Source organism: Kitasatospora sp. NPDC024654 (assembly GCF_055559155.1).
In genome coordinates this window covers 42,508-55,978 of the sequence record NZ_JBVHLF010000034.1, presented here as the reverse complement: position 1 = coordinate 55,978, position 13,471 = coordinate 42,508, and the positions used below count along the sequence as shown (strand labels likewise).

At 74.1% G+C, this 13,471-nt stretch carries 11 protein-coding genes; 5 read left to right on the top strand and 6 right to left on the bottom strand.

From position 1 onward, the window contains the following. Positions 1–136 precede the first annotated feature (136 nt). A complete protein-coding gene (locus ACZ38L_RS20940) occupies positions 137–1,321 on the bottom strand; it encodes an 8-amino-7-oxononanoate synthase (protein ID WP_465695561.1) in 1,185 nt (394 codons plus the stop codon). Positions 1,322–1,451: 130 nt separating this feature from the next. Here ACZ38L_RS20940 and ACZ38L_RS20935 point away from each other — a divergent pair, with 130 nt between their 5' ends. Next, entirely contained in the window at positions 1,452–3,941 is a 2,490-nt protein-coding gene (locus ACZ38L_RS20935; RefSeq protein WP_465695634.1) for a DEAD/DEAH box helicase, read from the top strand. Between the two features lie 30 nt (positions 3,942–3,971). Here ACZ38L_RS20935 and ACZ38L_RS20930 read toward each other — a convergent pair whose 3' ends face one another. Then, positions 3,972–4,724, bottom strand: coding sequence for a hypothetical protein (locus ACZ38L_RS20930; RefSeq protein WP_465695557.1), 753 nt, complete (start codon positions 4,722–4,724; stop codon positions 3,972–3,974). A 171-nt stretch (positions 4,725–4,895) separates the two neighbouring features. Here ACZ38L_RS20930 and bioB point away from each other — a divergent pair, with 171 nt between their 5' ends. The 3 genes from bioB to bioD are packed head-to-tail and all read left to right on the top strand — an operon-like array spanning position 4,896 to position 8,255. Then, the gene (gene bioB / locus ACZ38L_RS20925) at positions 4,896–6,122 is read left to right on the top strand and encodes a biotin synthase BioB (protein WP_465695554.1); all 1,227 of its coding nucleotides are present in this window, start codon (positions 4,896–4,898) and stop codon (positions 6,120–6,122) included. Between the two features lie 47 nt (positions 6,123–6,169). Continuing rightward, on the top strand, positions 6,170–7,480 hold the full coding sequence (locus tag ACZ38L_RS20920) for an adenosylmethionine--8-amino-7-oxononanoate transaminase (protein ID WP_465695550.1): 1,311 nt from the start codon (positions 6,170–6,172) through the stop codon (positions 7,478–7,480). Between the two features lie 28 nt (positions 7,481–7,508). Continuing rightward, positions 7,509–8,255 carry a dethiobiotin synthase gene (gene bioD / locus ACZ38L_RS20915; protein ID WP_465695548.1) on the top strand — a complete coding sequence of 249 codons (747 nt, stop codon included), beginning with the start codon at positions 7,509–7,511 and terminating at the stop codon, positions 8,253–8,255. 9 nt (positions 8,256–8,264) lie between these two features. On the opposite strand, the gene ACZ38L_RS20910 is transcribed toward bioD, so the two are convergent. The 4 genes from ACZ38L_RS20910 to ACZ38L_RS20895 are packed head-to-tail and all read right to left on the bottom strand — an operon-like array spanning position 8,265 to position 11,674. Further along, positions 8,265–8,690 (bottom strand): GNAT family N-acetyltransferase, encoded by a 426-nt coding sequence (locus tag ACZ38L_RS20910; RefSeq protein WP_465695544.1) that lies wholly within the window; start codon positions 8,688–8,690, stop codon positions 8,265–8,267. 58 nt (positions 8,691–8,748) lie between these two features. Next, on the bottom strand, positions 8,749–9,456 hold the full coding sequence (locus ACZ38L_RS20905) for a class I SAM-dependent methyltransferase (RefSeq protein WP_465695541.1): 708 nt from the start codon (positions 9,454–9,456) through the stop codon (positions 8,749–8,751). Between the two features lie 44 nt (positions 9,457–9,500). Then, a complete protein-coding gene (locus ACZ38L_RS20900) occupies positions 9,501–10,292 on the bottom strand; it encodes an SDR family NAD(P)-dependent oxidoreductase (RefSeq protein ID WP_465695539.1) in 792 nt (263 codons plus the stop codon). Next, positions 10,289–11,674: a type III PLP-dependent enzyme domain-containing protein gene (locus ACZ38L_RS20895; RefSeq protein ID WP_465695536.1), complete on the bottom strand. Its 1,386-nt coding sequence runs from the start codon at positions 11,672–11,674 to the stop codon at positions 10,289–10,291. The genes ACZ38L_RS20900 and ACZ38L_RS20895 overlap by 4 nt, the downstream gene beginning before the upstream one ends. Positions 11,675–12,031: 357 nt before the next feature. Here ACZ38L_RS20895 and ACZ38L_RS20890 point away from each other — a divergent pair, with 357 nt between their 5' ends. Beyond that, positions 12,032–13,192: an ROK family protein gene (locus ACZ38L_RS20890; protein ID WP_465695533.1), complete on the top strand. Its 1,161-nt coding sequence runs from the start codon at positions 12,032–12,034 to the stop codon at positions 13,190–13,192. Positions 13,193–13,471: the final 279 nt, after the last annotated feature.

Here is a 13,471-nt window from a genome sequence, read left to right as displayed (position 1 = left end):
AGCGCGCCCCCCGACCCCAACCCACGCGCGGCCCGCGCCTCCCACCCCCCCCCCCCCCCCCCCCCCCCCCCCCCCCCCCCCCCCCCCCCCCCCCCCCCCCCCCGGGGGCGGGTGGGCCGGCGGCGCGGCGCCCTCGTCAGCTCTCCGTCGGGGCGGTCGCGGCGATGACGTTCACCGCGAAGGCGATCTGCCCGTCCGTCAGGTCACCGCGGGCCGTCAACCGCAGCCGGGAGCGGCCGTCGGGGACGGACGGCGGGCGGAAGCAGCCCACCGCCAGGCCGGCCCGGCGGCAGTCGGCCGCCCAGGCCACCGCCTGCTCGGGACCGGGTGCGCGGACGGACACCACCGCCGCGTCCGGCCGGCTCGCGTCCAGGCCGGCGGCGGTGAGCCGGGCGGCCAGCGTGCGGGCGACCTCGCGGGCCCGGTCCGCGCGCTGCGGCTCGGCGCGCAGCAGGCGCAGCGCGCCGAGCGCCGCGCCGACCGCGGCCGGGGCCAGGCCGGTGTCGAAGATGAAGCTGCGCGCGGTCTCGGTGAGGTGCCGGATCACCCGGCGCGGGCCGAGCACGGCACCGCCCTGCGAGCCGAGCGACTTGGAGAGGGTCACGGTGGCCGCCACGTCCGGTTCGCCGGCGAGCCCGACCGCGGTGAGCGCCCCGCGCCCGCCCGGACCGAGCACTCCGAGCCCGTGCGCGTCGTCCACCAGCAGCGCGGCGCCGTGCGCGCGGGCGGCGGCGGCGTGCGCGGCGAGCGGGGCCGCGTTGCCGTCCACCGAGAAGACCGAGTCGGTCACCACCAGCGCGCGCGGCCGGGTCCGCTCGGCCAGCGCGGCGGCGACGGCGGCCGGGTCGCTGTGCGGGGCGCGGTGCACCTGGCCGCGGGCGAGCCGGCAGCCGTCGATCAGCGAGGCGTGGTTGTTGGCGTCGGAGACGATCAGGGTGTCGGGGTCGGTGAGCGCGGTGAGCGCGGCCAGGTTGGCGGCGTAACCGGAGGAGAAGACCAGCGCCGCCTCCACGCCGCAGAAGTCGGCCAGCTCGACTTCCAGCTCAGTGTGCAGCGCCGTGGTACCGGTGACCAGCCGCGAGCCGGTCGCGCCGCCGCCCCAGCGCAGCGCGGCCGCCGCGGCGGCCTCGGTCACCGCGGGGTGCCGGACCAGCCCGAGGTAGTCGTTGCTCGCCAGGTCGAGCACCGGGTCCTCGGCCGGCCGGCTGCGCAGGGTGCGGGTGAGCCCGGCCCGGGCGCGCAGCTCGGCGGCCTCGTCGAGCCAGTCGAAGACGGCGGCGGGGGCGAGCGGCCCGGCGGGGGCGGCGGGGTGCTGGATCATGCCCGGCAGCCTGGCACGCCGCCCCGCCTCGGGCAACGTGCGCCACGGCACACCAGGGGCGCCGGCTCGCCCGCCTTTGCCCAGCGTGATCGGCAGCAGGCAAGATAGCCGGGTGACCCTCCTTGATCTGATGCCCAAGCCCGCCGACGCCGACGCGCTGTTCACCACCTTCGCCGCGTGGGCCGAGGAGCGGGGCATCACGCTCTACCCCGCCCAGGAGGAGGCCCTGATCGAGCTCTTCACCGGCGCGAACGTGATCCTGGCGACCCCGACCGGCTCCGGCAAGAGCCTGGTGGCGGCCGGGGCGCACTTCGCCGCGCTGGCGGAGGGGAAGCGGACCTTCTACACCGCCCCGATCAAGGCGCTGGTCTCGGAGAAGTTCTTCGACCTGTGCAAGATCTTCGGCACCGAGCAGGTCGGCATGATGACCGGCGACGCGAGCGTGAACCCGACCGCCCCGATCATCTGCTGTACCGCCGAGGTGCTGGCGAACATCGCGCTGCGCGACGGCGACCGGGCCGACATCGGCCAGGTGGTGATGGACGAGTTCCACTTCTACGCCGAGCCCGACCGCGGCTGGGCCTGGCAGATCCCGCTGCTGGAGCTGCCGCAGGTGCAGTTCCTGCTGATGTCGGCGACGCTCGGCGACGTCCGGCGTTTCGAGCAGGACCTGACCCGGCGCACCGGCCGGGCCACCACCGTCGTCCGCTCGGCCACCCGTCCGGTCCCGCTGTTCTACGAGTACCGCCGCACCACCCTGCACGACACCCTGGAGGAGTTGCTGACGACCGGTCAGGCCCCGGTCTACGTCGTGCACTTCACGCAGAAGGAGGCGGTGGAGCGGGCCCAGTCGCTGATGAGCATCAACATGTGCTCGAAGGCCGAGAAGGACGCCATCGCCGCCCTGATCGGCAACTTCCGTTTCACCACCAAGTTCGGTCGCAACCTCTCCCGGTTCGTCCGGCACGGCATCGGCGTGCACCACGCCGGGATGCTGCCCAAGTACCGCCGGCTGGTCGAACGGCTCGCCCAAGCAGGCCTGTTGAAGGTGATCTGCGGGACGGACACGCTCGGTGTCGGGGTCAACGTGCCGATCCGCACGGTGCTGTTCACCGCGCTCTCCAAGTACGACGGGATCCGGGTCCGCACGCTGCGCGCCCGCGAGTTCCACCAGATCGCCGGCCGGGCCGGCCGGGCCGGCTTCGACACCGTCGGCCAGGTGGTGGCGCAGGCGCCGGAGCACGTGGTGGAGAACGAGAAGGCGCTCGCCAAGGCCGGCGACGACCCGAAGAAGAAGCGCAAGGTGGTGCGCAAGAAGGCGCCGGAAGGTTTCGTCGGCTGGACCGAGGAGACCTTCGAGCGGCTGATCGCGGCCGAACCCGAGCCGCTGGTCTCCCGGTTCAAGGTGAGCCACGCGATGCTGCTGTCGGTGATCGGGCGGCCCGGCAACGCCTTCGAGGCGATGCGCAAGCTGCTCACCGACAACCACGAGGAGCGCTCCGCCCAGCGCCGGCACATCCGTTCGGCGATCGCCATCTACCGTTCGCTGCTGGCCGGCGGCGTGGTCGAGCGGCTCGCCGAGCCGGACTCGGAGGGCCGGATCGTCCGGCTCACCGTGGACCTGCAGGAGAACTTCGCGCTCAACCAACCGCTCTCCACCTTCGCGTTGGCCGCCTTCGAGCTGCTCGACCCGCAGTCGCCCACGTACGCGCTGGACGTCGTGTCGGTGGTCGAGGCCACCCTCGACGACCCGCGCCAGATCCTGGCCGCGCAGCAGAACAAGGCGCGCGGCGAGGCGATCGGCGAGATGAAGCGGGACGGGATCGAGTACGAGGAGCGGATGGAGCGGCTCCAGGAGGTGACCTACCCGAAGCCCCTGGAGGAGGTACTGGGCCACGCCTACGAGGTCTACCGGCGGGCCCACCCGTGGATCGGCGACTACCAGCTGCAGCCCAAGTCCGTCACGCGCGACCTCTTCGAGCGCGCGATGACCTTCGTGGACTACGTCGGCCACTACGACCTGGCCCGCACCGAGGGCATCGTGCTGCGCTATCTGGCCGGCGCCTACAAGGCGTTGGAGCAGACCGTCCCCGAGGACATCAAGACCGACGACCTGAAGGACGTCATCGCCTGGCTCGGCGAGCTGGTCCGGCAGGTCGACTCCAGCCTGCTCGACGAGTGGGAGCAGCTCGCCAACCCGACCGACGAGGCCGACGAGGAACGGGAGTTGGAGTCCAAGCCGCTTCCGGTCACGGCCAACGCGCGGGCCTTCCGGGTGCTGGTGCGCAACGAGATGTTCCGCCGCGTGGAGCTCTGCGCGCTGGAGCACTACGACGAACTCGCCGAGTTGGACGGTGAGTACGGCTGGGACGCGGACCGCTGGGCGGACGCCATGGACGCCTACTACGAGGAGCACGACGACCTCGGCACCGGCCCGGACGCGCGCGGGCCGCGGATGCTGCTGATCGAGGAGGAGCCGGACTCCTGGCGGGTTCGGCAGATCTTCGACGACCCGGCGGGCGACCACGACTGGGGCATCAGCGCCGAGGTGGACCTGCACGGCTCGGACGAGGAGGGGCGCGCGGTGCTGCGGGTCACCGCGGTGGACCGGCTGGGCTGAGGCCCGGTCAGGGGCTGACGGCGCGGGCCGTCAGCCCCACATGAAGGCTTCCCCCGCGACGTACGAGACCGCCCGGGTGGCCTCCTCCAGGTCCGGGTCGTTCGGCCCGGTCCCGCTGTGCCCGTCGGTGAACCGCGAGGTCGTCACCGTGACGTAGTGGTGCACGTCCTCGACCCGGGTCACCGAGCTGTTGACCGCGCCGGCCGAGGCCGAGGGCGCGGCGATGGTGGTGTCCGGCAGCACGAACTTGAGCGCGCCGGGCTTGCCCGCCAACAGGTCGGCCACCTGCTGCCCGGTCTGGTCGTCGGCGAACCGCAGCACCGTCACGCAGCTCAGCACCTTGCCGTCCGCGCGGGTGAAAGTGACCGTCAGATAGCCCTGGCAGCCGAAGTTCTTGAGGACGTCCTTGGTCGGGTCCTGCAGGGTCTCGGTGCAGTCGTTGCCCTGCCGGGCGCCCGAGCGCTTGGCCTTGAAGCCGTTCAGGTCGATCGGCCGGGCGGCCGGGAAGTACTGCTCCGCCGTGAACGGGTTGGGGTCGGTCGACGAGGTGGGCGGCGGGCTGCCGACCACCGGCGGCGGCGCGTCCTTGCTGGTCGGGCCGAGCCCCGGGAGCCAGTCGCCGGGGTGCGGCCGGGTCACCACGAAGCCGGCGGCGCCGAGCACCAACACCGTGGCGCACCAGGTGAACACGCGACGCGAGCGACGCGACTCGGCGCCGCCACCGTGTCCCTGCCCCTCGGCGACGCTTCCGGCTATCGGGCGCGATTCCCCCTGCGTGGTCATGGCGCAGATTGTAGGGGGCGGTCCGACCGCGCAGGTCAGCGGGGATCTCCCGAACGAACCGCCGAACCCCGCCTGGTTGGCGACACTGTGACAACTCGCACACCTTTGGGGGCGATCTTCTGGCGGATTCCCTCTGGCGTCCGCCGAGGTCAGCCAGGCAGGATCAGGGTCATGGATCTGCTCGACACGCTCACCGCCAAGGGCCTCAACCGCGAGCTCCCCACCCGGGAGGAAGCGCTGGCCGTGCTGGCCACCACCGACGACGAACTGCTGGACGTGGTCGCCGCCGCGGGTCGGGTCCGCCGGAAGTGGTTCGGCCGCCGGGTGAAGCTCAACTACCTGGTCAACCTCAAGAGCGGGCTCTGCCCGGAGGACTGTTCGTACTGCTCCCAGCGGCTGGGCTCGAACACCGGCATCCTGAAGTACACCTGGCTGAAGCCGGGTGAGGCGGCGCAGGCCGCCGCCGCCGGGGTGCGCGGTGGCGCCAAGCGGGTCTGCCTGGTGGCCAGCGGCCGCGGCCCGACGGACCGTGACATCGACCGGGTGAGCGACACCATCGCCGCCATCAAGGACCAGGACCCGTCGGTGGAGGTCTGCGCCTGCCTGGGCCTGCTCTCCGACAACCAGGCCGAGCGGCTCCGGGCGGCCGGCGCGGACGCCTACAACCACAACCTGAACACCTCCGAGGGCACCTACGGCGAGATCACCACCACGCACACCTACGCCGACCGGGTGGACACCGTCAGCAAGGCGCACGGCGCCGGGCTCTCGGCCTGCTCCGGGCTGATCGCGGGGATGGGCGAGACCGACCAGGACCTGGTCGACGTGGTCTTCGCGCTGCGGGAGCTGGACCCGGACTCGGTGCCGGTGAACTTCCTGATCCCGTTCGAGGGCACCCCGCTGGAGAAGGAGTGGAACCTCACCCCGCAGCGCTGCCTGCGGATCCTGGCGATGGTCCGGTTCGTCTGCCCGGACGTCGAGGTGCGGATCGCCGGCGGGCGCGAGGTGCACCTGCGCAGCATGCAACCGCTGGGCCTGCACATCGCCAACTCGATCTTCCTCGGCGACTACCTGACCAGCGAGGGCCAGGCCGGGCAGGCCGACCTCGACATGATCAGGGACGCGGGCTTCGAGATCGAGGGCGCGGGCGAGGTGACCCTGCCCCAGCACCGCGCCGACCTGGTCCGCGGCGGCTGCGGCGACCACGCCGGCGGTGCCTGTGGTGGCCATGCGGGAGGTGGCTGCGGCGACCACGCGGGGGGCGGCTGCGGGCCGTGCGGCGAGGCCGCGCCGGCTGAGCGGGCCGTCGAGCCGGCCGAGGACGACGAGGAGCTGCGCAAGGACCTGGTCCGGGTCCGCCGCCGCGGCGCGGGCACCGAGCTGGCGCCGAACGCCTGAGCCGTCCCGACCGCGGATCCGTCACCACCAGCCGAGGAGCCCCACACGTGGCACCGCTGCCCCCGCTCACCCCGCAGGCCCTGCTCGGGCTGGACCGCGAGCACGTCTGGCACCCGTACGGGCCGATGCCCGGCACGGCCACGCCGTACCTGGTCGAGTCCGCCTCCGGCGTCCGCCTGCGACTGGCCGAACCGGTGTGCGGGCAGCGGGAGTTGATCGACGGCATGTCCTCCTGGTGGGCGGCCGTGCACGGGTACAACCACCCGGTGCTGAACGAGGCGGTGCGCGAACAGCTCGGCCGGATGAGCCATGTGATGTTCGGCGGGCTCACCCACGAGCCCGCCGTCCGGCTCGCCACCCGGCTGGTCGAGATCACCCCGGAGCCGCTGCGGCACGTCTTCCTCGCCGACTCCGGGTCGGTCGCGGTCGAGGTCGCGATGAAGATGTGTCTGCAGTACTGGCGTTCGGTGGGGCGGCCGGCCAAGCAACGCCTGCTCACCTGGCGCGGCGGCTACCACGGCGACACCTTCCACCCGATGTCGGTCTGCGACCCGGACGGCGGGATGCACCGGCTGTGGGGCGGGGTGCTGCCACGGCAGACCTTCGTCGGTGAGCCGCCGGCCGGCTTCGACGCCGAGGCCGATCCGGCCTACGCCGCCGAGCTGGCCGCCGCGATCGAGCAACAGGCCGACGAGCTGGCCGCGGTGATCGTCGAACCGGTGGTGCAGGGCGCCGGCGGGATGCGCTTCCACTCCCCCGGCTACCTCCGGCTGCTGCGCGAACTCTGCGACCAGCACGGGGTGTTGCTGATCTTCGACGAGATCGCCACCGGCTTCGGCCGGACCGGAGCGCTGTTCGCCGCGGAGCACGCCGGGGTCGCACCGGACGTGCTCTGCCTGGGCAAGGCGCTGACCGGCGGCTACCTGTCGATGGCCGCCACGCTCTGCACGGCCGAGGTCGCGGACGGGATCAGCCGGGGCGAACTGCCGGTGCTGGCGCACGGTCCGACGTTCATGGGCAACCCGCTGGCGTCGGCCGTCGCCAACGCCTCGATCGACCTGCTGCTCGGGCAGGACTGGCAGCTCGACATCAAGCGGATCGAGGCCGGACTGCGGGACGGCCTGGCCGGCGCGGCGGACCTGCCGGGCGTCGCGGACGTCCGGGTGTTGGGCGCGATCGGCGTGGTCCAGCTGGACCACCCGGTGGACATGGGCGCGGCGACCGAGGCGGCGGCCCGGGCGGGCGTCTGGCTGCGGCCGTTCCGCGACCTGATCTACACCATGCCGCCCTACGTGACCGGCGACGACGACCTCGCCCGGATCACCGCCGCCGTCACCGCGGCGGCCGCCGCCGGCTGAGACTTCTGTTGATGGAGTTGCTGAACCGATGACCGACCACTCCCCCGAGCGCCTGCTCTTCGTCACCGGCACCGGCACCGAGGTCGGCAAGACCGCGGTGACGGCGGCGCTGGCCGCGCTGGCACTGCGGGCCGGCCGCCGCACCGCCGTACTCAAGCCCGGGCAGACCGGGGTCACGGCGGACGAGCCCGGCGACGCGGCCGAGGTGCTGCGACTGGCCGGCGCCCCGGCCGCCCGGCTGACCACCCGCGAACTGGCCCGCTACCCCGAGCCGTTGGCCCCGGACACCGCCGCCCGCCGCTCCGGACTGGCTGAGTTGACGCTCCCTCAGATCAGCTCCGCCGTCGCCGAGTTGACCGCCGGACACGACCTCACCCTGGTGGAGGGCGCGGGCGGCCTGCTGGTCCGCTACAGCGCGGACGGGCTCACCCTGGCCGCGATGGCGCAGGCGGCCCAGGCGCCGGTGCTGATCGTCGCCGCGGCCGGGCTCGGCACGCTCAACGCGGTCGCCCTCACCGCCGAGGCACTGCGCGCCCGGGGGCTGCGCTCGGCAGGGGTGGTGATCGGCAGCTGGCCCGCCGAACCCGACCTGGCCATGCGCTGCAACCTCGCCGACCTGCCGACCGCCGCGGGCGCGCCCCTCCTCGGCGCCCTCCCCGCCGGCGCCACCCGCGCCCCGGGGCCCGCCTTCACCGACCTGGCGGCGGCCTCGCTGGCCCCGGCCCTGGGCGGCCACTGGGACGCCGCCGCCTTCGCGGCGGCGCACCGGCCGTAGCCCCGGCTGCTACCCGCCCAGCGGCTTCACCCAGCGACGCCAGTGGTCCTCGCGCCGGTAACCGGCCGACTGCCAGGCCCGCCGGCCCGGTTCGTTGCGCTCCAGCACCATCGCGTCGGCCCGCCGACCGCCGACCGCGGTGAACCGGCGCTCGGCAGCCACCAGCAGGGCCGCGGCGATCCCCTGGCGCCGCCGCTCCGGGGCGACCGCCAACCGGTAAAGCGAGCAGCGCCAGCCGTCCCAGCCCGCGATGACCGTGCCGACCAGCACGCCGTCCTGCTCGGCGACGATCAGCGCCTCCGGGTCGCGGTCCAACAGCCGGGCCAGCCCGTCCGGGTCGTCGGTGATGCTGGTGCCCTCGGCCGCCCGGGCCCAGAAGGCCAGCAGCGCGGGGAGCTCGGTCCGGTCGGCGGTACGGATGGTGAGTTCGCTCATCCGACCGTCCTAGCGGATTCGATCGACCCGCGCCCGGAATTCCACCCCTCGGGACGCGCTACGGCCGGTCTGCCGAGGAGGTCGGCGCGAGCTGCCAGACGGTGGTGGTCTTGAGCGCGGTGTCCTCCAGATCGGCCACCACCGGCACCTCGTAGACGGCCAGGGGCGTGAACCGCTCGCGCGGCAGGTACGCCCGCCCCGGGTCGCCGACGATCACGACGGCCCCTCGGGCTCGCGCACGCTCCAGGAACGGCAGGAACCGGGCGGCCATCGCCCGCTCGTAGAACACGTCCCCGGCCAGCACGACCTCGGCCGAACCGCCGTCGCCGTCGAGCAGGTCGCCGGCCGTCGCGTCGAGGTGAACCCCGTTGGCCTCGGCGTTGATCGCGATGGCGGCGACGGCGTAGGCGTCGATCTCGGCGGCCCGCACCGACTTCGCACCGCGCTTGGCCGCCGCGATGCCGACCAGGCCGGACCCCGCCGCCACGTCGAGCACCGTCCGCCCGGCCACCAGTTCGGGGTGGTCGAGCACGTACCGGGTGACCGCCACGCCACCGGCCCACGCGAACGCCCAGAACGGCGGCGGCAGACCGATCTCGCCGCGCGCCGACTCGGTCCGTTCCCAGAGCGCGATGGCGTCGTCGGCCATCCGCAGGCGGATCTCGGGCACGAACGGGACCGGGGTCGGGCGGGTCTCCTCCCGTACGAAGGCGGTGTCCGACACGGCGGTCCTGCCCGGGCGAAGGGTACGAATCTCGTTCGGCATGCCCGAAGCATAGGGGCTGGACCCGATGGCCAGGGGCCTGCCGTTCAGGGGATGACCGTCGGTGTGACGCCGCCGTCGACCCGGAGCGCCGCACCGGTGGTGGACGACGAGGCGTCAGTCCCCAGGTAGCACACCAGGCTCGCCACCTCCTCCGGCCGGCTGAGCCGCCTGATCAGCGACGTCGGCCGGTACTCGGCGATGAACCGGCGCTCGGCCTCCTCGAACGGGAGGTCGCCGTAGCTGTTCCGCAGGAAGTCCTCCACGCCCGGGGTCCGGGTGGGTCCCGGCAGGACGGAGTTGACGGTGACCCCGGTGCCGGCGACCGCCTGGGCGAACCCCCGGGCCACGGCGAGCTGGGCGGTCTTGGTCATGCCGTAGTGGATCATCTCGCCGGGCGTGGAGATCGCGGACTCGCTGCTGATGAAGATCACGCGGCCCCAGCCCCGGGCGGCCATCCCCGGCGCGTAGGCGCGGGTGAGGCGGATGCCGCTGAGGACGTTGACGTCGAAGTAGCGCTGCCACTCCTCGTCGGTGATCTCGAAGGCCGGCGCCGCACCGAAGATCCCGGCGTTGTTGACCAGGACGTCGACCTCCGGGACGGCGTCGACGATCTCCCGGACGCCCTGGGCCGTGGCGACGTCGGCCGCCACGGGGAGGACCTTGCCGGTGGCCGCGCTCTCGATCCGGGTCACGGCGTCGCCGACCCGCCGCCGGTCGCGACCGTTGACGACGACGGTGTGGCCGTCCCGGGCGAACGCGCGGGCGATGGCCTCCCCGATGCCGGCGGTCGAACCGGTGACCAGGACGGTGCGCGGGGTGGACGGGGTGGGTGTCATGGCTGGTTCCTCCTCCGGGGTCGGGTGGCGGGCAGCCCCGCGCCGAGCCGGCGCAACGCGTCCCGCTGTGCCAGGCCGCTCTCCACCGCCACCTCGTGCAGGCTCTGCCGGGCACGGACGGTGGCGAACCGCACGGCCGCGGCGCGCGGCGCACCGCCGGCGTCGACCGGGTCCGGGTCGGTGCGGAAGCCGTGGACCGCCGGCCGGGGAAGGCTGTTGTAGCCGAAGGGCGTGGAGAAGTAGTAGGCGCCGGTGTCGTACAGGGCGACGTAGTCACCGGGTTCGAGCAGCGGTAGTGGTCGCCGGGTGGCGACCAGGTCGCCGGCGAAGCAGCACGGGCCGGCGACGTCCTGGGCCACCACGGGCTCGCCCTTGGGCCGGCCCTGGCAGTCGAATGCACCCACCCGCAGCGGCCAGGCGTCCGGCCGGAAGACGGTGCGGGTGGCGACCTGCGCGCCGGCGTGGGTCACCGCGATCCGCCGGCCCCCGGCCTCCTTGGTGTACTCGACGACGGCCACGATGAAGCCGTTCTTCGCCAACACGGCGCGACCGAACTCGGTGACCAGCGCGTAGCGCCCGTCGAGGAGCCCGGGCACGCCCCGGCGCAGCGCGGCCACGTGGTCCCGGAAGGTCGGCCGGACCTCCTCGTCCACGAAGTTGACCGGCAGTCCGCCGCCGATGTCGAGACTGCCGATCCGCATCCGGCCGGCCTTGTCGTTGATCTCCTCCGCCAGCTCGTACACCGTCCGGACGGCGGCGGCGATCAGCTCCAGCGGGACTCCCTGGGATCCCGCGTGGACGTGCAGCCGGGTCAGCCAGGGCCGCTCGAGACAGGCCCGCAGCACCGTCTCGCGTGCTCCGGGGTCACGCAGCGCCACACCGAACTTCGAGGTGTCGGTGGCCGTGCTCATCGCCGTGATGGCGCCCGCGCCCACCTGCGGGTTGATCCGCAGCCCGAACGTCGAGGTGGTCGCCCCGAGCCGGCGCAGCCGGTCGATCCGCCCGAGCTCCTGCAGGTTGTCCGCGTTCACGGCGACGCCCAGGCGAACGGCCCGCAGCAGCTCGGCAGCCGTCTTGGCGGGCGAGTCGAGCACGATCCGCTCCGGGGGGACCCCGGCGGCCACCGCGAGCTCCAGTTCGCCGGGGCCGGCGACCTCGCACCCCATGCCCCACTGCGCCAACAGGCTGAGGACGGGCACCAACGAGGTGGCCTTCGCGGCGAAGGCGTGCAGCACCGGCGCGGGCCCGGCGAACGCGTCGTGGAGGTCGGTGACCGTCCGGCGCAGCCCGTCCAGGTCCAGGAAGCCGGCCAGCGGCTGGTCCGGTCCGAGCAGCCCCTGGCGGATCGCCTCGCGGATCACCAGGGATGTCCGGTCTGCCATGGGCGCCCTCCTCCGGGTGGTGCGGCAACCGTTCTCCCTATCCTGGTGACAAAAGGCGGTCCGGGCACTCCGAAGGAGCACCGCCGCCTCATCCGGCCGGCGCCGGGGCTCGCCGGAGTGGCACCACCGGCCGCCCGGTACTGATCGCGATTCACTCACCATTCGATACCGACCCGGTCATGAGCTGCGCAGACGCTCGCGGCCGAGATGGCTCACGGGTACCATCCGGCTGACGCCCTTCGGTGCGCGGCACCTCCCGTGACGCTCCCGGGCGGCGTCCTCGCGGGGCACACCGGACGTCACCGCGCACTCGGCACGCGCGCCAGGGCAGTCGCGCGAACGCGGAAGGGCAACCTGTTGGCGGATCGGCTCACCGGAGGAGACTCCTCGCTGCTGCGTCGGATCAACGCCGCGGTGACGCTGCGTTCGCTACGCGACGGGCAGGCCGTCACGCTGACCCAACTGGTCGGTGAGACCGGGCTCTCCCGGCCGACCGTGGAGGGCGTGATCGAGGGTCTGGTGGAGTCCGGGCTGGTCGCCGAGGTGGCGCAGAGCCAGGAAGGCGGCCGCCAACGCGGCCGTCCCGCCCGCTGGTTCAGGTTCCGCGCGGAGGCCGGGCACACCCTCGGGGTGGAGATCGGGGTGCACGGCGTCCGGGTCGTGCTGGCCGACCTGACCGGCCGTCCGATCGGCCGGCACGACCGCCCGGTGGACGAGGCGCTGGAGGCCGAGGAGCGGCTCGGCGCGGTCCGGTCCGCCGTGGCCGAGGTGCTGCGTCGGGCCGGCGTCTCGCGCGACAGCCTGTGGGCGGTCGGCGTCGGCAGCCCGGGCATCGTGGACAAGGACGGGTCGGTGCGGCTCGGCACCGCGCTGCCCGGCTGGACCGGGCTGGACCTCGGCGCCCGGCTGCGGCGCTCGTTCCGCTGCCCGGTCCTGATCGAGAACGACGCCAATCTGGCCGCGATCGCCGAGCACTGGCAGGGCGCGGCGGTCGGCATGGGCGACGTGGTCTTCGTGCTGGCCGGCCTCAGCCCCGGCGCCGGCTCGCTGATCAACGGGCGGCTGCACCGCGGCTTCGGCGGCGCGGCCGGCGAGATCGGCGCGCTGCACCTGCTCGGCCAGGAGGCCACCCCCGAGCGCCTGCTCTCCACCACCGGGACGCCGCTGGACCCGCTGGACGAGGCCGCGGTCGCCCGGGTGCTCCGGCTGGCCCGGGAGGGCGACCAGGTGGCCCAGGTCGCGATGGACCGCTTCCTGCGCCGGCTGGTGCACGACGTGGCGGCGCTGGTGCTGGCCATCGACCCGCAGCTGGTGGTGATCGGCGGCTGGGCGGCCGGGCTGGACGGCGTGCTGGAGCCGCTGCGCGAGCAGCTGGCGCTCTACTGCCTGCGCGCGCCCGAGGTGGCGCTCTCCACCCTGGGCGAGGACGTGGTGGCGCTCGGCGCGCTGCGGCTGGCGCTGGACCAGGTGGAGGAGCAGCTCTTCGCGGTCGACCAGCCCACGGCCGCCCGGGCCTGAGCCGTCCCGCACCTCCCCCGGCTGATTTTCCCTCCCGCCGCCACCGCCCGGTCCCGCCGTGCCTCCCGCACCGCTTGGACCCTCAGCACGGGCGAGGGGGGGGGGGGGGGGGGGGGGGGGGGGGGCCTCTCGTCTTCCGGTTTCCCCTCCCCCTGTCACGGCGCCCCCTCCCTCCACAACACTCTCCCCCCCCCCCCCCTCCCCTCCACCCCCCCCCCCCCCCCCACAACACCCCCCCCCCCCCCCCCCCCCCCCCCCCCCCCCCCCCCCCGGTGCGCG